This is a genomic window from Devosia sp. Root105, from assembly GCF_001424865.1.
Classification (GTDB): domain Bacteria; phylum Pseudomonadota; class Alphaproteobacteria; order Rhizobiales; family Devosiaceae; genus Devosia_A.
The window spans coordinates 37,578-59,512 of record NZ_LMCR01000003.1 but is presented as its reverse complement, the minus strand read 5'-3'; the positions used below and the strand labels follow the sequence as shown (position 1 = coordinate 59,512).

General features: G+C 66.9%; 15 protein-coding genes. 2 read left to right on the top strand and 13 right to left on the bottom strand.

From position 1 onward, the window contains the following. Nucleotides 1-6: 6 nt before the first annotated feature. The 8 genes from ASC68_RS06395 to ASC68_RS06345 form a co-directional block, all read right to left on the bottom strand. On the bottom strand, nt 7-1,980 hold the full coding sequence (locus ASC68_RS06395; RefSeq protein WP_055876593.1) for a PhoX family phosphatase: 1,974 nt from the start codon (nt 1,978-1,980) through the stop codon (nt 7-9). Nucleotides 1,981-2,317: 337 nt separating this feature from the next. Beyond that, nucleotides 2,318-4,129, bottom strand: coding sequence for an EAL domain-containing protein (locus ASC68_RS06390; protein WP_055876591.1), 1,812 nt, complete (start codon nt 4,127-4,129; stop codon nt 2,318-2,320). A gap of 87 nt (nt 4,130-4,216) precedes the next feature. Next, complete coding sequence (locus ASC68_RS06385) at nt 4,217-4,699, bottom strand: GNAT family N-acetyltransferase (RefSeq protein WP_055876588.1); 483 nt, start codon at nt 4,697-4,699, stop codon at nt 4,217-4,219. Nucleotides 4,700-4,719: 20 nt separating this feature from the next. Then, nucleotides 4,720-6,657 carry a beta-N-acetylhexosaminidase gene (locus tag ASC68_RS06380; protein ID WP_055876584.1) on the bottom strand — a complete coding sequence of 646 codons (1,938 nt, stop codon included), beginning with the start codon at nt 6,655-6,657 and terminating at the stop codon, nt 4,720-4,722. 104 nt (nt 6,658-6,761) lie between these two features. Further along, entirely contained in the window at nt 6,762-7,814 is a 1,053-nt protein-coding gene (locus ASC68_RS06375) for a D-TA family PLP-dependent enzyme (RefSeq protein ID WP_055876579.1), read from the bottom strand. 66 nt (nt 7,815-7,880) lie between these two features. After that, a complete protein-coding gene (locus tag ASC68_RS06370; RefSeq protein WP_055876576.1) occupies nt 7,881-8,177 on the bottom strand; it encodes an EscU/YscU/HrcU family type III secretion system export apparatus switch protein in 297 nt (98 codons plus the stop codon). Beyond that, on the bottom strand, nt 8,174-10,183 hold the full coding sequence (locus ASC68_RS29310) for a flagellar hook-length control protein FliK (protein WP_082527960.1): 2,010 nt from the start codon (nt 10,181-10,183) through the stop codon (nt 8,174-8,176). Before ASC68_RS29310 ends, ASC68_RS06370 begins: the two co-directional genes overlap by 4 nt. A 216-nt stretch (nt 10,184-10,399) precedes the next feature. Further along, on the bottom strand, nt 10,400-11,854 hold the full coding sequence (locus ASC68_RS06345) for an alpha-glucosidase/alpha-galactosidase (RefSeq protein WP_055876562.1): 1,455 nt from the start codon (nt 11,852-11,854) through the stop codon (nt 10,400-10,402). Between the two features lie 87 nt (nt 11,855-11,941). Here ASC68_RS06345 and ASC68_RS06340 point away from each other — a divergent pair, with 87 nt between their 5' ends. Further along, nucleotides 11,942-12,805 carry an AraC family transcriptional regulator gene (locus ASC68_RS06340; protein WP_055876559.1) on the top strand — a complete coding sequence of 288 codons (864 nt, stop codon included), beginning with the start codon at nt 11,942-11,944 and terminating at the stop codon, nt 12,803-12,805. Nucleotides 12,806-12,897: 92 nt separating this feature from the next. Beyond that, nucleotides 12,898-14,685, top strand: a complete 1,788-nt coding sequence (locus tag ASC68_RS06335) for an EAL domain-containing protein (RefSeq protein ID WP_082527959.1) — start codon at nt 12,898-12,900, stop codon at nt 14,683-14,685. A 193-nt stretch (nt 14,686-14,878) separates the two neighbouring features. On the opposite strand, the gene ASC68_RS06330 is transcribed toward ASC68_RS06335, so the two are convergent. From ASC68_RS06330 to ASC68_RS06310, 5 genes are all read right to left on the bottom strand, one after another. Continuing rightward, nucleotides 14,879-15,700 carry an aldolase/citrate lyase family protein gene (locus ASC68_RS06330; protein WP_055876553.1) on the bottom strand — a complete coding sequence of 274 codons (822 nt, stop codon included), beginning with the start codon at nt 15,698-15,700 and terminating at the stop codon, nt 14,879-14,881. Beyond that, nucleotides 15,697-16,887: a CoA transferase gene (locus tag ASC68_RS06325; protein ID WP_055876550.1), complete on the bottom strand. Its 1,191-nt coding sequence runs from the start codon at nt 16,885-16,887 to the stop codon at nt 15,697-15,699. The genes ASC68_RS06330 and ASC68_RS06325 overlap by 4 nt, the downstream gene beginning before the upstream one ends. A gap of 160 nt (nt 16,888-17,047) precedes the next feature. Continuing rightward, a complete protein-coding gene (locus ASC68_RS06320; protein ID WP_055876547.1) occupies nt 17,048-19,147 on the bottom strand; it encodes an ADP-ribosylglycohydrolase family protein in 2,100 nt (699 codons plus the stop codon). A gap of 14 nt (nt 19,148-19,161) precedes the next feature. Beyond that, nucleotides 19,162-20,352 carry an ADP-ribosylglycohydrolase family protein gene (locus ASC68_RS06315; protein WP_055876543.1) on the bottom strand — a complete coding sequence of 397 codons (1,191 nt, stop codon included), beginning with the start codon at nt 20,350-20,352 and terminating at the stop codon, nt 19,162-19,164. An 88-nt stretch (nt 20,353-20,440) separates the two neighbouring features. Next, nucleotides 20,441-21,862, bottom strand: a complete 1,422-nt coding sequence (locus ASC68_RS06310) for an extracellular solute-binding protein (RefSeq protein WP_055876540.1) — start codon at nt 21,860-21,862, stop codon at nt 20,441-20,443. Between the last annotated feature and the right edge of the window lie 73 nt (nt 21,863-21,935).

Below are 21,935 nucleotides of genomic sequence, written 5' to 3'. Positions count from 1 at the left end.
CTGTCCTCAGCTGCCGATCACCCCGCCATCGTCCTTGCTGATCACCACCAGCGAGGGGCGCGGGCCCTGGCCGTCGATGAAATCGGGCCAGTTGGTGCCGGCGTCGGCAATCGAGGTGGAATCCTCGCCGTCCTCGAGCCGCAGTTCGCCCGGGTGCTGGATGGAGAGGAACATGGTCCTGCCGTCGGGAGTGAAGGCCGGGGAGCAGACTTCCGAGCCGACCGGCGGCGAGTAGAACAGTTTTGGCAGGGCCTTGCCGTCCCCTTCGGTATCGACCGCATAGAGCGCGTCGTTGAAGCCGGCATCCGGCGGGCCGTCAGTGGTGACCCAGAGGCGGCCGGCGGGATCAACCGACAGGTTATCCGGGTCGGTGAACCAGCCATTGGCCGAGGTTTCGGGGTGGCAGAGGGCGTACGAGGCCGGATCGGTGGGGTCGCCGCAAAGGATGAAGGCGTCCCAGGTGTAGTCGGTCGCGGCATGGTCGGGGGCATCGGGGGCGCCGGGCGGGGTGAGCTCGAGGATGTGTCCGTCGGGGTTGGGGGCGCGGGTATTGGCGACGTTGACCTGTTCCCCGGCATCACCCTCGCCGGCCGGCAGGCGATCCTCGTTCTCGGTCATGGCGATATAGACGCGACCGGTTTTCGGATGCGGCACGAAGCCTTCCGGTGCGTCCATCGGAGTGGCGCCGAGCAGGTCGGCGGCCATGCGGGTGCGGAGCACCACGTCGGCCTGGGTGCTAAAGCCGTTCTCCGGCGTCAGCGGCTCCTGCCCCTGCACCAGCGGCAGCCACGTCAGCTTGCCGTCGGCATCGAAGCGGGCGGTGTAGAGCGTCCCCTCATCGAGCAGGTCCTTGTTGGCGGCGCGGTCGGTGGGGTTCCACGGTTTCGAGGTGACGAACTTGTAGAGATACTCGAAGTCGTCATCGTCGCCCATGTAGAGGACGACGCGGCCATCCGGCGCCACGGCGACCTGTGCGCCCTCGTGAGTGAAGCGGCCGAGCGCGGTGCGCTTCACCGGCTTGGCCGTGGGATCGAACGGATCGATCTCGACCACCCAGTCGAACTTCAGCCACTCGTTGGGTTCGTTCTCGAACTTCAGGCGGGCGTCGACGCGACCCAGCGCGTAACCGTCGTTCTCGTCTTCATCCCAGCCCTGGCGCTCGACCAGCTCCTGGTCGGGCAGCGTGGTGTAGTCGCCGGCGAAGATATCCATGCCGCCTTCCTCGCCCGAGAGCATGGTGCCCCACGGGGTGATGCCGCCCGAGCAGTTGGAGATCGAGCCGAAGACGACGGTGCCGGTGGGGTCGATGCTGGTCTTCAAGCGGTCGTCGCCGGCCGCGGGGCCGCTCAGCCGCATCTCGGTGCCCATATGGACGCGGCGGTTGTACTGACCGTCGGTAACGACCTGCCACTCGCTGCCGGCCTTCTTGACCTCGACGACGGAGATGCCGGTGGACGCGGCGACCGCACGGATCTGCTCGTCGGTGAGCTTCTCCCGGTAATCCTCATCGGTCATGCCGGGGAACATCAGGTAGGGCGAGGCGTATTCGTGGTTCACCACCAGCAGGCCGTGGTCGTTCGCCTCGCTGCCCTGCGGCAGCGGCAGGAAGGCGGTGAAGTCGTTATTGTAGCCGAACTGCTTTTCGGCCGCGGCGCCATCGAGGCTGGCGATGTCGAAGGCCGGGCTGTCGGCGAACAGCTTGTCGCCCCACTTGATGAGGATCTGGCGAGAGTAACCCTCGGGCCAGTGGTCGGTCTTGTCGGTGACGCGGCTCAGCTCAGGAAAGGTGAGGCTCGAGGGCGAGTTGGTGGCGGCGGCAGCGCGGCTGAAGCCGAGGCCGGAGGTGGCGAGCGCGGTGCCGGCAAGCAGCCCCTTCAGCACGGTGCGGCGCGAGTAGCCCTCGGCCATCAGGTCGGAATATTTGGTGGTGAAGGACTGCCGGCGCGTCGGGCGCGCGCGGGTTTTCAAACGATCGGTCATGCTGACGCTCCCTGGAAATATGCCGGGATGCGTGCACGCGGCAGGCGAAGCTGCCGTGACGGTTCGATGACGGTCGGGTGACGGGCGCGGTTCACCATTGATCGGCAATGCCTTGCACCGCCCGTGCCGAAGCGCCCCCTCGCCCCTCTGGGGAGAGGGCTGGGGTGAGGGGCGCCAAGCACGCCGGCATCAAGCGCGGCCCGCATCGCAGCAACGGCCGCTCATTTAGTGTGCTTGGCTACCCCTCACCCTGACCCTCTCCCCAGAGGGGAGAGGGGACGCGAGACCAATGGCGGTGGCAAATGGGGGGACTTTGCGAGCCAACTCAGCCGTGAACCTACCCCGCTTCCCGCTCTTCGAACGGCGCCTCGGGCATGGCGTCGGAGGCGAGGACCAGGCGGCGGACGGCGTCACGGGCCATCGGGCGGGAGATCAGGTAGCCCTGCGCCTCGGTGTAGCCGGCAGCATGCACGCCGCGCAGTTGCTCGGCGGTCTCGATGCCCTCGGCAGTGGTTGCCATCATCAGGCGGGCGCCGATATCGGCTACCGCAGCGACGATGGTCTCGGCGCCTTCGGCGCTGTCGAGCGCTCTGATGAAGGTGCCGTCGATCTTGATCTTGTCGAACGGGAAGGCCAGCAGGTAGCCGAGTGCCGAGAAGCCGGTGCCGAAATCGTCGAGCGCGATACGGACACCGAGGGCGCGGAGCTGGCGCAGGGTGTCGAGGCTCTGCTCGGAGTTTTCGAGGAACACCGACTCGGTGATCTCGATTTCGACCCGCTCATGGGCAATGCCGGAGGCGGCGAGCGCCTGCACCAGCGTGGTGAGGAGACTGCCGCGCACCAGCTGCACCGAGGACACGTTGACGGCGATCTTCAGCTCGCCCGGCCAGCGGGCCGCTTCCGCCAAAGCCTCGCGGATCACCCAATCGCCGATTGGAACGATCAGGCCGGTCTCCTCGGCGACCGGGATGAAGTCGCAGGGTGGCACCAGCCCGCGCTCCGGATGCTGCCAGCGCAGCAGCGCCTCGAAGCCGGAAAAGGCGTGGGTGCGGAGGTTGAGGATGGGCTGGAAGTGCAGCTCGAATTCGCCGAACTCCAGGGCCCGGCGCAGGTCGGCCTCGAGCCGGCGGCGATCGACGCCGATGCGGTTGAGTTCGGGTTCGAAGCTGCGGATGGCGCCGCGACCGTCGCGTTTGGCGGCGTAGAGCGCAACGTCGGCGTTGTGCAGCAGCTCGTCGGGCTCATTCCCATCGGCGCCGCCCACCGCGATGCCGATGCCGACGGCGATCGTCAGCACCTGACCGTCGAGGTCGTAAGGCGCGACGGTGGCGGCGCAGATGCTGGTCGCGAGGTCGAGGGCGCTTTCGGCGTCGCCACCGCGATGCAGCACGGCGAATTCGTCGCCGCCCATGCGGGCGGCACTGTCCGTAGGGCCGAGACAGCCGCCGAGGCGGGCGGCGAACTGCTTCAGCAGCGCATCGCCGGCCGCGTGGCCGAGGCTGTCGTTGATGGCCTTGAAGCCATCGAGATCGAGGCAGAGCACAGCAAAGCCGCTGGCCCTGCCGATGTCATGGAAGGCGTTGCCGACCCGTCGGTAGAACAGCGTGCGATTGGGGAGGCCCGTCAGCGCATCGTGATAGGCGAGGTGGGTGAGCTCGGCCTGCATATTGTGCAGCTCGGTCACGTCCTTGTGGGTCGAGATCCAGCCGCCATCGTCGATCGGCTGGTGGGTCATCGAAATGACCTGTCCGGAATTGAGCCGATGGATGCCGCCCAAAGTACGCTGCTCGTGTACGGCGCTCAGCCGGTCAGCGACATAGCCCTCGATGTCGTCGCCGACATGAGTGTTGCCGGCGACGCGCGCCTCGAGGATCTGGCGGAAGCTGGTGCCGCGTTTACCCAGCGCCGGCGGCAGCCGGTAGATATCGAGGAACTGGCGGTTGCACAGCACCAGCCGACCGTGACGATCGTAGAGCGAAATGCCATGCGCGAGATTGTCGAGAATGGCGCGCAGATGCAGTTCCTGGGCGCGCAGCTTGCCGCGCGCCGAACTCAGCGAGCGGGTAAGTTTCAGCAGCGCCGCGGTATCGGCCTCAGGTGGCGCGGCCGCGTCCGGCGAGGCGGTGGATGTCTTTCCGGTCTTTGGCAAAATGCTGGAGCCCCGGAAATCCCAAGGAGATCGAAGCTCATAGCCTAGCGGTAGCGAGTAAATGCAAGGTTAGTCGATACGCTGCATTCAATCCGACTTGGGTGGTCGCAGCATCCCATTGTAAACGCCGGGCTCGGATTTGGGGATCACCATGGCATCGAGCCGCTTCTGATAGAACTCGACCGGGCCGGCACCGCCAATGACGGCATAGGCATAGCCCGCCTCGCGCATGCCGCGCAGGGTGGCGATCAGCAGGGCCTCGCCGATCCCCTGCCCGCGCGCCGCCTCGTCGACCCCGGTGGGGCCGAAAAAGCCCTTGGCTGTGGCGTCGTGGCAGGCGAAGCCGAGCAGCTGGTTATCCTTGTGGGCGATCCAGCAGGTGACCGGCAGGCGGCTCATCGCCGCCTCGACCTCGGATACCCAGAACGGGCTGAAGTGTTTGCCGACCCAGGCGGTGACAACGTGACGTTCCGGTGGCAGGGCGCGGCGGACGGTTATCCCGGCCGCCTGCACCTTTGCTTCGGAGGCAATGTCCGGCAGGTCATACAGCCGGACCAGCAGATCGCCCATTTGTCCTATCAGTCCTTCACTCAGAATCCTTCGTAGCGACCGTAAAGGTTCGGCATCAGGCCGACCAGCGCCTTGAAGCGATTGAAATCGCGGTTGGAACTCCAGCCGGTTTCGGCAATGGCCGAGAGGCGCGGGAAGACCAGCCGGTCGAACACGGCGCGATCGGTCATCGGCTCGGACCAGATGCAGGCCTGGACGCCGAGCAGTTTCTTCCGCTCGGTGTCGCTCCAGCCGGCAGTCGGCTCGAAGCTGTAGGCCTTTTCGGGTGACGACCAGCCGGCCCAGGCAGCGCCACACTCGTGCCAATCCTCGGTATTGGCCATATCGAGATAGTAGGCCTGGCCTGGGGCGACGACGACCTCGTAGCCCTCGGCAGCGAGTTGCTGGCTGCCCTCGGTGGTGCGCCAGCCGACCAGATAGCAATTGGCCTTGTCGATGCCCCCGCCATGCGAGGCTTCTTCCCAGGCCCCGGTCAGCTTGCCCTTCGAGGTAAGGTAGGCCTGCAGGCGCTGCAGGAAGTGGGCCTGCAGCGGCGCGGCGCCGGTGACGCCGAGCTTCTGCCGCATCTTGTTGGCGGCCGGCGAGGAGTGCCACGCATCCTCCGGCACTTCGTCGGCGCCGACATGGAAGTAGCGCGAGGGGAAGAGCTCGACCATCTCGTCAAGGATCGCCTCGACCACGCCATAGGTGGCTTCGACCGCCGGGTTGAGGCAGTTATTGGGGAAGCTCTGGATCGAATAATACGGCGCATTCTCGCCCGGATCGCGCAGCGCCGGGATGGCCTGCAGCATGGCATAGCAATGGCCCGGCATATCGATCTCGGGCACCACGTCGACGCCGAGCTCGGTGGCGAAGCCGACAATGGCTCGGATATCGGCCTTGGAATAGTAACCGCCGGTGCGCTCCGGGCCCGAGCCAAGCAGCGGCGGCACCGGCATGCCGTAACCGCGCCAGGCGCCCTTGCCGGTGAGCTGCGGATAGGCGTCGATCTCGACGCGCCAGGATTCGTCGTCACTCAGGTGCCAATGCAGCACATTGAGCTTGTTCCAGGCGAGGATGGCTATGAAGCGCTCGACCTCGTCCTTGGCGTAGTAGCGGCGGGCGACATCGAGATGGCTGCCGCGCCACACCATGGCCGGCGCATCCTCGATGCGGCCGCTGGTGGGGAAGTTGAACTGGCGCAGGTGGATACGGGCGCCACGCAGGATCTGGCCCAGTGTGATCAGGCCATAGAGCAGGCCGGTTTCGGTTTCGCCGACGATGCGAGCCCGGTCGGTGGAGAACTCGATGGCATAGCCTTCCTTGCCGCCGGCGCCGGCGACCAGCTCGACCGGAAAGCCGCCTTCATGGGCGGGACGGACCAGCCCTTCGCCGGGGAACAGCTTGTCGGTCAGCTTGCCGAAGGCGGCAGCAGCGGATTTGCCAATGGCCGAGGCGATCGGCGCGAGGCCAGCGGGCGCGGTGCGGCGGCCGGAAACCGCCACATCCTGCGGCCAGGGGACGATCGACACCGGCACCGGCGGTTGCTCGGGCACCTCGAAGATGGCGGTGCCTTTCTTCCGCAAGGTGTCGCTGCCCTCACGCCGGGTCGGCACGGTGCGCAGCGAGCGCGTCGTGCCGTCGGCGAGAACGAGGAAGCCGGTGGTGGCGCCATCGGTCCAGTGGCGGATCGGATAGTCGAGCTTCAGCACGTCGATGGTCCAGCTGGCGCCGGGAGCGAGAACGAAGCCGCGCTCGGGCGCCAGCTCGCAGAAATTGGAAAGCTGGTGCACCACCTTGGCGCCGACGATCTCGGCATCGTCGCTGACCCGCGCCGGGCCGGAAATGCCGAGCCGGAAATCGCGCAGCGCCTCGCCCGTATCGTTGGTGAGCATCAGCCGGTAGCGCGCCGCCACACCTTCAGCGGCCGGACGCCACTCGGTTGCCAGCGTCAAACCATCATACCAATCAGCGACCATTTGAATACCACTCCCTTGCGTGAGGAGTTCTAGAGCATTTCCCCGTTGCAGTGAAACGCCGAAAGCTCCGGATTTTCGATTTTGTCGACTTTTCCGGAAAGCGCTCAGTCGACTCGACCGCGGGCCGCAACAGGAACCACTTCGCGAACCTCGTCGCCGGAGATCAGCGTCACGCTGTCGAAGAGGTTGGAGATGACGCAGGCATGGTTGGGGATGATGCGCAGCCGCCCGCCGATGCGCGGCCAATCCGAAGCGACCGGCAGCTCGATGACGCCGTGCTCCTCGGAGAGCCCCTTCACCGTGAGATCAGTGCCCATGACGAGGCCGAAGCCCTCCATGCCGAGGAGATCGGAGGTCAGCGACTTGGAGCCGGCATCGATGACCACGCGGGTGGCAGTGGGCCGGCTGACCACGGTGACGAGAACGCTGAGCGCGCAATCGTCGAGGCCGGCCGCCCGCTCCTTCACCTGGAAGCGATCGTAGTAGATGTAAGTGCCGGGGCGCCGCTCGGTGACGGGCGCAGCAGCGGGGGCCCACATGTCCGGGCTGTTGCCGGAGGAGACGCGCGACACGGCGATACCAGCTTCAGCGAACAGCGCCACCGCCTCGCTGAGCCAGGCGTTGGATTTCTCCACCCCGTGCAGCGGCGGATAGGTCATCAGGCCACCGAAACGCAGACCGGGGGCGGGCGCGATCTGACGGGCCAGCGCCAGCGCCTGGGCCGGCGTCTGCACGCCGCATCTACCGCCGCCGGAATCGCATTCGATCAGCACGGTCAATGGTTTGCCGGAGGTGAAGGTCGCGGCATAGCCGAACAGCGTGTCGGGGCTGTCGGCGGTGACCGAGAGGGTGACGCGCTCGTTCAGGGCCTTGAGCCGCGCCAGCTTTTTCGGGCCGAGGATATTGTAGGGCAGGAAGATATCAGCGATGCCGGCATCGGCCATCACCTCGGCCTCGCCCAGCTTCTGCACCGTGATGCCGACGGCGCCGAGTTCGACCTGGCGTTTGGCGAAGCGCGGCAGCTTGTGGGTCTTGATGTGCGGGCGCAGGGCATAGCCGTGCTCGGTGGCATGCGCCTGGGCCCGCTGCAGATTGGCCTCGACGCGATCGATATCGATGAGGACGGCGGGAGTATCGAGGTCGGCAATGGTCGGCATGACGCGGGCTCCAGGGAATGGCGCGTCACTTCGCCCGGAGCCGGGTGGGAATGCAAGGTGGGGACGCTAGCTGCCTGCCGTAGGCGTCCAATGGCGCTGTGCACTCGCCCTAAGGACGAAACCGATGATCTCGGCCACCGCTTCGTAGAGCTCGATCGGGATCTGCTCGTCGAGTTCGACGCTCGCCAGCGCCTCGGCGAGCGGGCCGTTGGCCTCGATGACGACGCCGGCTTCGCCGGCGACCTCGACGATACGACGAGCCAGTTCGCCCCGACCCTTGGCGATGATGCGGGGGGCATCTCGAGTGCCGCGCTCATACTCCAGCGCGACGGCGAGGCTGACGGGCTTTGGAGTGTCCGTCATCGGGCGCTGTCCAGCAATTGTCCCGGGGCGCGGGCGGCGGGTTGCGGCGCGCCGCGGCGGACCCGCACGGAAGCGACATCGAGGCCGTGGCGGGCCAGCGCCGGAGCGAGGTCGGGCAGCATCGCCTCGAGCGCCTCGGCCGTGGCCGGGTCGGCGGCCCACAGCGAGACGTTGGCGCTGCGGCCCAGCAACGCCACCTCGGCGCCGACTTCGCCAGTGGCGGCGAAGTTGAGCGCGAAACGCATGCGCCAGCCACGCTCGGCCGGGCTGCGCTTCTGCTTGCCGTCACGCTCGACCAGCAGTTGCAGGATGCCGGTTTCGGCGCCGAGCTGCATTGGCACTTCCACCCGGAACTCGACGGCGGGCGCTACTGCATTGGGGCGAGCGGCGTCGGCGGGGTTCGAGGCCAGCTGCAGCAGCTTTGTGCGCGACAGCGCCGCATCGGCGTGACCGAGCAGCTGCCGGGCCGTCTCGACAGGTTCTTCAGCCAAAGGCGGTGCGGGCTGGGTGGAAGGGGCACGGACAGGCTCGCCCTTCAGCGGCGGGGGCGGACGGCGCGTCACCGGAGCGATCGCCTCGACTTCGCCGCCGAGGAAACCGGACAGCGCCGAACGCAGCTGCAGCAGGGCGGATTTGGCATCGGTGGGGGTGCGGGTGCCGGGCTCGGTGATGATGCCGGTGCGCAGCACGGCGTCGCGAAGCGATTTGCCGTCGGGCGGGGCGCGGTTGAGGTCAAGCCGGGTGCCGAGCAGCATGGCGATGGCTTCGAGGGCGGGACGCGGCAGCGCCGCAGCGGTGGGCGCGGCGAGTGTCGCAAGCCGGGCGATCAGCGGCAGGACGCTATCCTGGCGCGCCGCGGCCTGGACAGGATCGGCGAGGATCTGGGCGAGCGGCGGCGAGACGGGCTGCGGTACCGGCCGCGGGGTCGATATCGGTGCTGCGACCATTGGCGGCACGACCGTCGGCGGTGCCAGCGAGGTCGCTGGGGCCGCTCCCTGAAGTGCGGGGCTCGGCGCTGCCGGGGTAGACACAAGCTGCGGCGCACTGACCGGCGCCGGACCGCTTGCGACAACTGGCGTAGGCAATGTGGTGGCCGCGGGTTGCGAGACCGGCGGCGGTGTCGGACTGCTCGTCGTGGGGGAGTTGCTCGCCGGGACGGTCGGCGCGGACGGAGAGAGCTGGGCGATCGCGGGCTGCGTGGAAACCGCAACCGGCGCTGGCGGCGTCGAGACGGCGGCAGGTGTGGTCGGTTGGTTGAGCGGCGGAACTGCCGTCGGAACTGGTTGAGCCGGCGCTGCTGGGGCGGGCGCGGTTGGCGGCGCCTGCATTACCGGGGCTGGAGCTGATGGCAGCGTTGGCGTCGCCACAGCTGGCACCATGGCAGCCGCCGCCTGCTGAACCGGCGCGTGGGGAACCGGCGGGGGCGCCGCGGGCGCGGCTTGTAGCGCCGGGGTCGCCGGCGCTTGAGCGGCCGGGATCGGCGGCTGAGCCTGGGTGGGGGTTGGCAGCGCCGGGGCAGCCGGAGAAACGGATGGGGTCGCCGGCATTGCCGCAGCCGGCGAAGCGCCGGGCGGTGGCGGTGCGGGAGGTGCGGGTTGCGCAGCCGACGGAACGGGTGGAGGCGGCGCCGTTGTGGCGGCAGGCGGTGGTGGCAGCGGCGGGAGCGCTTGTGGCGCTGGCGGAGCCGGCTGGGCAACTGCGGGTTGCGGCTGCACGGTGACAGTGACGGCAGGCTGACCGGTCGGCGTCGGGGTGATCTTCAGGGTCACCGCGGTATTGACCGGCAGCGGCGTCTCGAGCTTCAGCACGAAACTCTCGCCGCCGGCAGTGAGCTGGGTCAGGCCGCCGGCGAGTTGCGCGGTGACCTTGGCGTCGATGCTCTGGCCGAGGCGGAGGATCAGCGCGTCGAGGCTGGCACGCGCCAGCTTTACCGCCGCCAGCGCCGGGTCGGCGGCGGGCTCGGCACGGCCGATCAGTTGCAGCAGCGCGGTGGCGACATCGGACATGCCGCCACCATGCAGGGAGTCGGGTTAACGGGAGTTAACTTCTCAGGCTCTCGCGTTCAGAGCGTGGGGCTCCCCCACCCTTGATCCCTCCCCACAAGGGGGAGGGAGACGCTTACTGCACTTTCGGTTCTTGCTCTCCCTCCCCCTTGTGGGGAGGGTAGCGCAGCTAGGCGAAGCCGTAGCGAAGCTGGGTGGGGGTGGCCCCACGCTCCGGCGTCAGTGATGAGCCCCCTTCATCTCGCGCAGCTCCTCGACCGAGCGGACCACCTTGCGGGCGGCGCCGGCCCAATCCCTGGTCTTCACCGTGGCCTTTTCCAGCCGGGCCTTGGCGGCGGGGACGGCGTCGGCGTATTGCGGCAACCACTGGGCCTGAGCGACCACCATTTCGTCGACCATCTGCCAGACCTCGTCGGGGGTGCAGATGGCGCCGACCAGCGGGTCATGCAGCACGGCGAGCTTCAGCATGTCGATATTGCCGGTCATCGCCGCCTCGACGCTCATGCGCTGCACGCTGATCGACACCGAGCAGGTGGCGGCGCAGGCGATCGGCAACTCGATGCCCTCGACCATGTTGATGCCGAAGCGGTCGACGAAGCCCGGGCTCTCGATGATGGCGTCAGCCGGAAGGTTCTTGATGATGCCGTTGTTGCGGCGGTTGAAATGGCCGCGATAGGTGCGGCCGGTTTCGCGCGCCTCGATGATGTAGCTGGCGTGCTCGGTGGTACGCTTATGCTCCGACAGCGACTTGGTGGCTTCGGCCTTGAACTTGGGGAAATCGGTCTCGAACCAGTTCCGGCGTTCAGTCGAGTGGCGGAGATAACCGCCGGTTTCGCCGTGGATCCAGTCGCTCATGTCGATCCAGCGCAAGATTTCCTCGGGGCGCTTGCGGTACCAGGGCAGGTATTCGCTGAGGTGGCCGTTCGACTCGGTCGAATAGACGCCGAAGCGCTTCAGCACGTCGATGCGGACCTTTTCCTGCTTTGCATAGACCGGGTGCTTTTCGAAGCCGGCGATCACCTCGTCCGCCTCGATCTTGCGGCCCTTGGCGCGGATGTCGATGTACCAGGTCTGGTGGTTGATGCCCGAGCAGACATAGTCGAGGTCGCGGTCATCGACGCCGAGCACCTGGGCGATCTGGTGGGCGCCATGCTGCACGCCATGGCAAAGCCCGACCACGTCGACGCCGCCATAGAGATCGGCGGCCCAGGTGTTCATCGCCATCGGGTTGGCGTAGTTGAGGAACAGCGCACCCGGCTCGGCGACCTCGCGGATATCCTTGCAGAAATCGAGAATGACCGGGATGTTGCGCTGGCCATAGAGGATGCCGCCGGCGCAGATAGTGTCGCCGACACACTGGTCGACACCGTATTTCAGCGGGATGTTGACGTCGGTGGCGAAGGCCTCGAGCCCGCCGACGCGGACGCAGCTCATGATGTAGCGCGCGCCTGACAGAGCCTCGCGCCGGTTGGTGGTGGCGGTGACCTTGGCCGGCAGATTGTTGACCGCCACGATCGACGAGATGATCTGCTGGATCATGTCGAGGTTGTGGGCGTTGATATCGGTCAGCGCGAACTCGACATCGGCGAATTCCGGCACCTTGAGCAGATCCGAGATCAGGGTCTTGGTGAAGCCGACCGAACCGGCGCCGATGATCGCGACTTTGAACGACATGGCGTTCCTCCCCTTTGAATTGGGCTCCATCTAGCGGCAAGGCGGGTCGAGGGTGTAGAGGAAAGACATGCGATCGCGGGTAATTTCATGCTGTCCGACCTGATTGCCCATGGGCACAAGATCCAGGCCATCGCGCCACCGCGCGGGCCGCTGGGCTTTCACGTGATGGCCACCGGCGCCGGCTTCGAGAAGCGCGTCAACGAGGTCTATAACTGGGAGGGCCTGAAGCGCGGCGACGTACCGTTCGTCATCATCCAGCACACCATCGCCGGGCGGGGCGAGCTCGACTATGCCGGGGCCCGGCACGTGCTGCTGCCTGGCTCGACCATGGTGCTGAGCTTTCCGCATGCCAACCGCTACTGGCTCGATCGGGGGCAGACCTGGGAGTATTTCTGGATCGGCGCCAATGGGCGCGAGGCGCTGCGGCTGCTGCGGGCGATCATCGATCTCAAGGGACCGGTGGTGACGCCGGGAGCAGGTGCGGTCGACCGCATGGCGGAGGCCTGCGTGCGGCTGATGCGATCGCCCGAACTGCTCAGCGGCGAGGCCTCGGCCGCGGCGTATGACGCCATGATGGCGCTGCATGACGGGTTGTTCGGCGCGACGCCGCTCGCCAGCAATGTGGCGCCGCCGATCGCCCGGGCGCAGAGTTTTGTCGCCGAGCACCTGGGCGAGCCGCTGGGGGTGGACCGGCTGGCGCGCGTGGCCGGGCTGAGCCGGGCGCATTTCGTCAGGCGTTTTGGCGGCGAGACCGGGCAGAGCCCCTCGGATTTCGTCTTCGCGGCACGGATGGAACGGGCAACCCGGCTGCTGATCGCCACCGACCAGCCAGTCGCCGCCATCGCCGCGGCAACCGGCTTCGCCAATGGGAACTATTTCGCCAAGGCGTTCCGGCGGCTCAACGGCATCTCGCCAAGCGACTATCGCTCCGCTGCTGCGGCGGGGCGCTGAGGGCAGGCCTTGTACTTAGCGTAGATTAGGAGTTGCTTATCCATTGCTGCCTAGCATGATAGTCGCCCGAACTATCCGGTTCCGAGGCCCCGATGGTTGTGAAGCGGTCTCCCGTCCAGCACGTCGCTCACCCCGAGCCATCGGAATCGCTTGCCGCGTTGGTGGCCGCCAACGAGCGGCTGCAGCGCTTCGCGGCGGAGCTGGCCGGGGAGCAGCAGCGGGCCCAGGTGGAGCGCAGCTGGCTGCGCACCATGATCGACCAGGTGCCCGACTATCTCTACATCAAGGATAAGGACGCACGCTTCGTCATCGCCAACCGCGCGGTGGCGGCGGACCTTGGGCATGGCGATCCCAATACCCTGATCGGCAAATCCGATCTCGACGTGCATCCGCCGCAGCTGGCGCGGCGCTACTACGAAGATGACATGAGCGTCATCCGCGGCGAGAAGGCGCTGATCGACCACGAGGAATATGTGGTCCGCCCCGACGGCACGCAGCTCTGGCTCTCGACCTCGAAGCTGCCGCTGCGCAACCCCGAGGGTCAGATCATCGGGCTGGTGTGCAGCGCCCGCGACATCACCGAGCGGCGGCGCACCGAAGCGCATATCCATTTCCTCGCCTACCACGACTCGCTGACTGGGCTGCCCAACCGGGCCCGGTTCGAACGCGACCTCGCGGCCCTTGCCGGGCGGGCAGCGGAGGGCGTGCCGGCGACGCTGGTGCTGATCGACCTCGACCGGTTCAAGCACATCAACGACACGCTGGGGCACGTGGCGGGCGACGACCTGCTGCGCCAGCTGGCCAACCGGCTGTTCCAGCTGGTGGGGCCGGCGGGGACGCTGGCGCGGGTGGGTGGCGACGAGTTCGCAATCCTGCTCTCCGGGCCTGCGGCAGGCGCGGCGGAATCGCTGTGCCGGGCGATCCAGTTGCAGTTCGGGCGGCCGTTCCGGCTGTTTGACGATCCGGCGTTCATCACTGCCAGCTTCGGCATCGCCCCATGGCGGCCGGGATCGGACGCGCTCAGCATGCTGCGCGAGGCCGACATCGCGCTCTACGAAGCCAAAGCGCGCGGCCGCGGGCGCTGGGAGGTGTTTACGCCGCCGATGGCCGAGACGGTCGGGGAGAAGCGGCGCATCGAGCAGGATCTGCGCCGAGCCCTCGACACCGGCGGCGAGCTGACCCTCGAATACCAGCCGATCTTCGCTGCCGACGGCCGCACCGTGGCGGGCGCCGAGGCGCTGGTGCGCTGGGAGCACCCGGAGCGCGGCCGGCTGGCGCCTGATGTGTTCATCGGCGTGGCGGAAGAACGCGGGCTGATCGAGAAACTCGGCGAATGGGTGCTCGAGGAAGCCTGCCGCATGCTGGCGCGGACGACAATCCCCTGGGTGGCGGTGAACGTCTCGCCGGTGGAACTGAAGAGCCGGCGTTTTGTCGATCGGGTGATCGAGCAGCTGCGGCTGCTCGGCATCAGTCCGGCGCGGTTGCAGCTCGAGATTACCGAGGGCGTGCTGCTCGATACGTCGGAAGCCACCGAGAGCGGGCTGACCCGGTTGCGGGCAGCAGGTATCCGGCTGGCGCTCGACGATTTCGGCACCGGCTATTCGTCGCTCAACTACCTCAGGCGCTACAATGTCGACAAGTTGAAGATCGACCGCTCGTTCGTCGGCCAGCTCGGCCAATCTATCGATGCCGAGGTGATCGTCAGGACCATTATCGACCTGGCGCGATCGCTGAACATGAAGGTCACCGCCGAGGGCGTCGCCACCGAGCAGCAGCGCGATTACCTGATGGCGCGCGGCTGCCACGAGCTGCAGGGGTACCTGTTGTCAAAACCGCTGCCGCTCGAGGCGTTCCTCGAGTTCACCGGGATCGCGGCTTAGGGTTTCGGGGATCGGTTGACCACCGACCGCAGTGTGCCGACGTGTGGTGGTCCACGCTCTCGCCTCCTCCACCGGATGTCACCCCAGCGAAAGCTGGGACCCATTTCGCAGCCCGAGCCAGCGGTGAGTTGGGTCCCAGCTTTCGCTGGGATGACATCGAGTGGGTGGAGCAGGTGGTGCCCCCAACGGCGCACTAACTCCCAAGTATCTTCCGCGCCCGGGCAACAATCGGGGCGTCGACCATCCGGCCATCGAGCTGGAAGGCGCCGGCATGCTCCGCTGCAGCGGCGACGACCCGTTGGGCCCAGTCGCGCTCGGCGTCGCTCGGCGAGAAACCAGCGTTCAATACCGCGACGGCGGAAGGATGGACACAGGTGGCGCCATCGAAGCCATGCGCCTTGGCCTCGGCGGCGGCAGCGGCCAGCGCTTCGAGATCGGTGTAGTCGGCGCTCGATTGCAGGAGGCCAAAGCTGAGCTTCTGCTCCGCCTTGGCGGCGTAATGCAGCAGCAGCTTGGGATGGCGCAGGACCTCCGGCGTCGGCGTGGCGCCGAGCTCGGTGGCGAGATCTTCGCTGCCGAGCAGCAGGCCGATGACGCGGTGATTGGCGGCAATGACGCGAGCGTCGAGCAGCGCGGCGGCGCCCTCGATCAGGGCCAGGAAGCTCATGGCGGGGCGGCCGAGCTTAGCCTCTTCGGCGCGCAATGCGCCGGCGAGAGCATCGAGCGCGGCGGAGGAACTGGCTTTGGCCACCATCACGCCGGTGGCGCCGGCACGGCAGGCCGCGAGCGCATCCTCGCGCTGGCGAGCACCGGAGTTGATACGGACGAAAACCGCGGCGCCGTTGCGGCTGACGGCAGGAACCGTGGCCGCGAGGCTGGCCCGCGCCGCATCCTTGTCAGCCTCCGGCACCGCATCCTCGAGGTCGAGGACGATGGCGTCGGCGCCGCGCTCATGCGCCTTGGCGACGAAGCGTTCGGAATGGGCCGGAACGTAGAGGAGGGAGCGGAGCTTCATCCAAGTACCGTAGCAGGATCGACGCCGGCTTCGCGCAACACTTCGGCGGTGTGCTCGCCGAGGTCGGGCGCCGGACGGCGGAAGGTGCCGGGGGTTTCGCTGAGGCGCGGCAGGATGTTGTGCATCGGCAGGGCGCCGAAATCCTTGTCTTCGACATCGACAATGATGCCACGGTCAATGAAATGCTGGTCCGCGGCGATATCGGCGATCGAATAGATCGGGCCGACGGTGGCGCCGGCCTCGCGCATAATGGCGAGCGCCTCGTCATGGCTGTGATGCAGAAACCATTCGCCGACCGCGGCATCGACGAGGTCGCGATGCTTCACCCGGTCGGAGTTGGTGGCAAAGCGCGGATCGCTGTTCATCTCCGGCTTGCCGATCACCTCGAAGATGCGACGGGCGACCTGCGGGGTGGAGCCCGAGAGCGCGACATACTTGCCGTCGGAACAGCGATAGACGTTGCGCGGCGAGGCGGTGTTGGAGGCGGAGCCGGAACGCTCCTTGACCTTGCCGGTCACCTGAAAGATCGCGGCTTCCGGACCGAGCACCGAGTACATCGGTTCGAGCAGGCTGAGATCGATGACCTGCCCCTTGGCACGCCCACGGAAGCGGGCGAACAGCGCCGTGACGGTGGCGTTGGCGCCGTAGACCCCGGCGATCATATCGGCCAGCGCCAGCGGCGGCAGCACCGGTTCGCGATCCGGAAAGCCGGTGCGGTAGGCAAAGCCACTCATCCCCTCGACGATGGTGCCGAAGCCGGGGAACTGCGCGTAAGGCCCGGTCTGGCCGAAACCGGAGATACGGACGACGATGAGGTTGGGGTTGGCGGCGAGCAGCGCGTCGGGCGCGAGGCCCATCTCCTCGAGCGTGCCAGGACGAAAATTCTCGATGAAGACGTCGGCGGTCGCGAGCAGCGCCTTGAGCGCCGCCATGTGCGGGGCCTCACGCAGGTTGAGCTGCACCGAGCGTTTGTTGCGGCCGTAGGTCTTCCAGTAGAGCGAGTGCCCGTCATCGCGCCACTCGCGCAACGGATCACCCTGCGGCGGCTCGATCTTGATGACGTCGGCGCCGAAATCGGCGAGCTGCAGCGACAGCATGTTGCCGGCGACGAGGCGGCTGAGATCGATGACCCGGATGCCGTCGAGCGGGCCGGTGGCGAGGGGGTTGAAGGGGATAGGTTGGGTCATGCTGCTCCACCCCACCCAGCTTCGCTAGGCCGCTGGTGCGGCCAAGCTGCGCTACCCTCCCCATCAAGGGGAGGGACAAGCAAGAACCGAAACTGCGGTGCGCGTCTCCCTCCCCCTTGTGGGGAGGGATCAAGGGTGGGGGTGGCCACACGCCCGAACATCAGACTTCGACCACTTCCAGCCGCGCCACAGTCATTCGCCCTGCCGAGGCCATGCGCAGGCCGGCCTGGCCGTAGCGGAACTGGCCGTCGGTCGCCGAGATCCGCTCCTTGCCGTCGACGCTGAGCGTCAGCTTATCGCCGACCACAGTCAACGCCAGCTTGTGCGCCTCGCCCGGCTTAACTGCGAACGGCGTCCGGGCCAGTACCATGGTGCCATGGTCCTGCTTCAGGATTACGGCTTCGCCATTCTCGAAGCCGGCCGCATAGAAGCGGGACGTGCCCTGGACGCGGGCGGCGACGAGGTGGGATTTGCCGGCGAGCGGGGTCAGGTCGGCGCTGACGGTGACGTCGCGGAGATAGCCATTGCCGGTCCAGGCGTCGGCGTCCTCGGCGGTGTGGGCGTGGATGGCGCCGTCCTGCAGCGACCAGTGGCCGCGGTTCCAGGTGAAGCGGGTGATGCCGCCCCATTCCTGCTTTTCGGTGCTGGGGTCGATGGCGAGCCTGCCCTTCCCCGATACCGAGAACTCCGCGAGGTAGAGCCGGCCGAGGAACTTCAGGCGCCCAAAATACTCGACCAAGACGCCGATCTCGTCGATCGCCTCGTCGCCCTCGGGGATCGTGAACTCGTAGTCCTGCCAGCCCGCGGAGCTCGGGACGTGCCAGGCGCCGGTCTCGACGATCTCGCCGGAAATGGCGCGGCGGACATAGGGGGCGACGCGAAGGTTACCGTCACCGTTCCAGGGGTCGAGCTGCAGTTTGAACTTCACCGTCTGGCCGGCATCGGCGAGCGGAGTGAACATCGGGCGGTAGCGCTCGTCGTCGAAATCGGCACGACGGTAGAACGGCTTCCAGAAGATGCGACCGCCCTGCCCGCGCTCGAGCCGATCGAGCAGCACTTCGAGCGCGCCGCGCGAGTTGGGGCCCTGCTTGCCGGTCGCCGACTTCACCTCGATCTGGTTGAACGGCTCGGTGCGGAAGGCATGCGTGGCGCCCGGCGCGTCGAAATCGAAGCGCACGCCACGACGCTCGAAATCCTCGACCCACGGCGCCGGCGGCTCCTTGCCGTCGAGGCGGAGGGCGAGGACGGTGAGCTCGCGGGCAAAGCTCGGGATATCGACGACGTTGAGCGTGCCGATGACGCCGGAGGCGATGACGAAGTCGTTGATGGGCTTGCGATACTTGTCCCAGCTCGGCTGTACGCCCTGGAAGGTACCGACGATGGCGCAGGCATTGCCGGCGTTACAATCGGTGTCCCAACCGGCCATCGTGGCGATCTCGGCGGTACGGGTCAGTTCGCCCGCGCCGTAGAGGATGGCCATCACGGTGACGCCGGCATTGGGGATGATGTGACAGACGCCGGGATAGCGGTCATAGCCCCAATCGGCGGTCAGCATGTCGCGGCAAAGGCGCCAGTCGGTCGGGTTGGCCTTGTGGAAGTCGATGACGGCGCGGGCGACGCGGGCGTAGGTCGAACTGGCATCGATGGTCGAGAGGCCGGTTTCGACGATCTCGTCGATGGATTTGGCGACGAAGGCCTGGGCGATGGCGGCGGCGCAGAAGCGGGCGCCGTTGAGGCCGTCGCCGTCATGGGCGACGGAAGCCGCCATGGCCGACATCTTGGCGGCACGCGTCGGATTGCCCGGGTTCACCCAGCCCCAGCTGTCGATGAAGATCTGGCCGCCGATCTGCTCGGCGACAGTGGTGCCGTTGGTGGCGATGGAGCCGGACTCCGGCGCCTCCATGCCGGATTTGAGGTTCTTGTAGGCGGTGTGCTCGGTGGAATTGCCGAAGCCGCCCCACCAGTACATGCCGTGTTCCTCGGCGGCATAGTTCAGCCAGGTGCGGCCGACATCGGCAGCGGTGGCCTTCAAGCCGTAATCGCGCAGCGCGCGGATGAAATAGACCGGGCCATTGGTATCGTCGTCGGCAGCAAAATTCTTGAAGTCACGCAGGTACTGGGTGACCTCGCCATAGGTGTTGCGGATGCGGTCATAGCTCCAGATGGTCGGCTCGACCGGCGCGCCCAGGCGGACGCCGATGGCCTTGCCGATGAAGCCGGCATAGATGCGATCGAAGATTTCGGTAGTGGTCAGGGGCATGAACGGTCCGGTGGTCAGAGATTGACGACGCTGGCGGTCGGGAGATCGGCGAGGAGGCTGTCGCGGCTGCGTTCGGCAGCTTCGCGGGCCCGCCGGTCGGCGAGAAGGATATCGGTGACGGTCGCAGTGAAGCGATCGGCAGCGGCGGTGAGATCGAGGCGGTTGGCGCTGTCGAGGGTCTGGCGGTCAGCATCGCGGATGACGCTCTCGCCGTGCAGCGCGCCCAGGATGGCGCCGGCCATGACGCCGATCGAGTCGGTGTCGCGGCCGGAATTGATGCCGTCCTCGATGGCAGTGCGGAAGTCGCCGCCATTGACCAGGGCGAAGCCGAGCGCCAGCGGCAATTCCTCGATCGAGCCCAGCCGCGACGGCTGGTAAGCCATTGAGAGCCGGCCGGCGCGGGCCTTGGTGTGGTTCACGTCGTCGCCCATCGGCGAGAACGGGGCGATGGCGGCGTGAAAGGCGGCGACCACCTCGGCGTGCTCGGCACCCTTGAGCCGCGAAGCGACTTCGGCGATGGCGCGGATCGCCTCGCGCGTGCCGTCCTTGCTGAGGGCAATGACCCGCTCGACGATCTCTTCAATGCCGATACCTGGGGTGAAGGCGGCGGCGACGGCAGCGGCGAAGGCGCCGGCGGCTTCGAGCCCGAAACTCTCCTGGTGGCCCTGGGCGAAGGCGATGGCCTCGTCATAGGCGGCCTTGGGATCACAGGCATTCACCACGCCGACCGGGGCGATGTACATGGCGGCGCCGCAGTTGACCATGTTGCCGATGCCGCCCTGGCGGGGGTCGCAATTGGCCAGCTGGTGACGCTGGAAGATCCACTTTTCGGGGTAGAACAGGCGGTCGATCAGGTTGGCCTCGCGCTGCATCTCCGGAATCCAGCGGGGGGTCCAGGCGATCTGGCGCACCATGCCGTCGGCCATGTCCCAGGCGTCGAGGTGATGGTTAGTTTCGGCGTAGATATCCATCAGCGCCAGGGTCATCAGCGTATCGTCGGTGACGATGCCGTTGCCGCGGATGCGGTGATTTCGCTGCTCGGGCGGCAGATCCATCTTGTGCCAGCGCGCCTCGAGCGAGGTGACCCGGCCATAGCGGGCCCGGATATCGGCAGCCGAGAGCTTTTCGACCGGGGCGCCGAGCGCGTCGCCCAGGGCGATGCCGTGCAGCATGGCGCGGACGCGGCCGCGAAGTGAGGTGGGCATGATGGTCTACTTCCGCTTGTCTAAATCTGTCACCGCACCCGCCCGTGGTCGTGGGAGGACGCCACGGGCGGGATGCGGTGGTCCGGGCTTAGCCGTTCAGCTTGGTCCGGGCGTACTCGTTGAGGCGGTCGCCACCGGCGGCCTTCCATTCGGCGACGAAGGCATCCCACTGGTCCATCGAGGCTTCGCCGGAGATGAACTTGTAGACCCAGGCGCGGTAGACGTTCTCGGTCGCGTCGAGGTCAGCAGCGTAGTCGGACGGCCAGACGAAGGCGTTGTCCGGCTTGAACCAGGTGGTGATGTTCTTCAGCGACTCCTGGGCGGCGGTCGACTTCCACTCCACCGGCGGCACGAAGTTGGCGGCAGCGAAGAAGCGGGCGTACCAGGTGCTCATCTTGTCGGTGATGGTGTAGGTGTCGCCGGACTTGGTGTATTCCTCGCCCTCGAAGCCCATCCGGTCCATCATCTGGCCTTCGGTCGACGCCATGAAGTCGAGGAGTTTTGCGACTTCTTCCTTGTGCTCAGAGGTGGTCGAGATGGCGAAGCCGCGGCTTTCCTTCGAGACATCAGTGGCCGAGAGCCCCTGGCCGCCCGGACCCGACGGGATCGGCAGCAGCGCCAGCTCGATCGGGGTTTCCGGATGTGCCTGGCGCATCTTGCCGCCATAGATGTCGATGACTTCTGCCGAGGAGCCGAAGATCACGCCGGCCTTGCCGGTGTAGAACTTGTCTTCCTTCACGTCGAACTTCGAGGTGACATATTCCTTGTCGTAGAGACCCTCGGCGCCGAGCTTGGCGTACCAGGTGAGCTTGGCCTTTTCGGCATCGGTGATGCGCGAGCTCACCCACTCGCCAGCCGCGTCTTTCATCCAGGTGCCGGTGATGCCGAAGGCCTGGTTGAAGATCGAGTCGAGCTCATTGGTGTTGTCGGCGGTGGTGACACCAAAAGTGTTGCCCGGGGTGCCGTCGCCATCGAGATCGGCATCGTGGATGGCCTTGAAGAAGGCCTCGTACTCATCGACGGTGGTCGGGGCCGGGATGCCAAGCTTTTCCAGCCAATCCTTGCGGATCACCGGCTGCGGGGCGCGCGGCGGATAGACATAGAGCAGATAGGGGTAGTTCTTCAGGCGCTCGACATTGTGCGGCCAGAGCGCCGCCTTGAGGTTGGGCGACTTCTCGATCCAGGGGTTCAAGTCTTCGAGGATGCCCTGGTCGGCCATCTTGGCATCGCCGCCCTGGAAGTAGATCAGGTCGGGGATATCGCCCGAAAGCAGCATGACGCCGAGTGCGTCGGCGTAGCCCGAAGACGGCAGGTCGACGATCTGGATGTCGAGATCGGTGCCCTGGGCCTTCAGCGCCGCTTCGATGCGCTCGATATGGGCGACGTCGGGCGGGTTGGTCGAGAGCAGGTCCTTGGATACCAGGCGGATCACCGTCTGGGCGCTGGCCGGCATGGCCAGCGACAGGCTGAGCGCCAGCGCCGTGGTGGTCAGAAGCAGGGTCTTAAGCATGGATTCTCCTCCGTTATGCTTGTTGTTGTTCATGGGATGGCGGTTGGGCCAGTGCGTCGGCCCCACCCCCTCC

Excerpts from the sequence above, each read along its gene's own strand:
- ASC68_RS06395 (WP_055876593.1), bottom strand. The coding sequence starts at position 1,980 with ATGACCGATCGTTTGAAAACCCGCGCGCGCCCGACGCGCCGGCAGTCC.
- ASC68_RS06385 (WP_055876588.1), bottom strand. The coding sequence starts at position 4,699 with ATGGGCGATCTGCTGGTCCGGCTGTATGACCTGCCGGACATTGCCTCC.
- ASC68_RS06380 (WP_055876584.1), bottom strand. The coding sequence starts at position 6,657 with ATGGTCGCTGATTGGTATGATGGTTTGACGCTGGCAACCGAGTGGCGT.
- ASC68_RS06375 (WP_055876579.1), bottom strand. The coding sequence starts at position 7,814 with ATGCCGACCATTGCCGACCTCGATACTCCCGCCGTCCTCATCGATATC.
- ASC68_RS06370 (WP_055876576.1), bottom strand. The coding sequence starts at position 8,177 with ATGACGGACACTCCAAAGCCCGTCAGCCTCGCCGTCGCGCTGGAGTAT.
- ASC68_RS29310 (WP_082527960.1), bottom strand. The coding sequence starts at position 10,183 with ATGTCCGATGTCGCCACCGCGCTGCTGCAACTGATCGGCCGTGCCGAG.
- ASC68_RS06345 (WP_055876562.1), bottom strand. The coding sequence starts at position 11,854 with ATGTCGTTCAAAGTCGCGATCATCGGCGCCGGTTCGGTCGGCTTCACC.
- ASC68_RS06340 (WP_055876559.1), top strand. The coding sequence starts at position 11,942 with ATGCTGTCCGACCTGATTGCCCATGGGCACAAGATCCAGGCCATCGCG.
- ASC68_RS06335 (WP_082527959.1), top strand. The coding sequence starts at position 12,898 with ATGGTTGTGAAGCGGTCTCCCGTCCAGCACGTCGCTCACCCCGAGCCA.
- ASC68_RS06330 (WP_055876553.1), bottom strand. The coding sequence starts at position 15,700 with ATGAAGCTCCGCTCCCTCCTCTACGTTCCGGCCCATTCCGAACGCTTC.
- ASC68_RS06325 (WP_055876550.1), bottom strand. The coding sequence starts at position 16,887 with ATGACCCAACCTATCCCCTTCAACCCCCTCGCCACCGGCCCGCTCGAC.
- ASC68_RS06320 (WP_055876547.1), bottom strand. The coding sequence starts at position 19,147 with ATGCCCCTGACCACTACCGAAATCTTCGATCGCATCTATGCCGGCTTC.
- ASC68_RS06315 (WP_055876543.1), bottom strand. The coding sequence starts at position 20,352 with ATGCCCACCTCACTTCGCGGCCGCGTCCGCGCCATGCTGCACGGCATC.
- ASC68_RS06310 (WP_055876540.1), bottom strand. The coding sequence starts at position 21,862 with ATGCTTAAGACCCTGCTTCTGACCACCACGGCGCTGGCGCTCAGCCTG.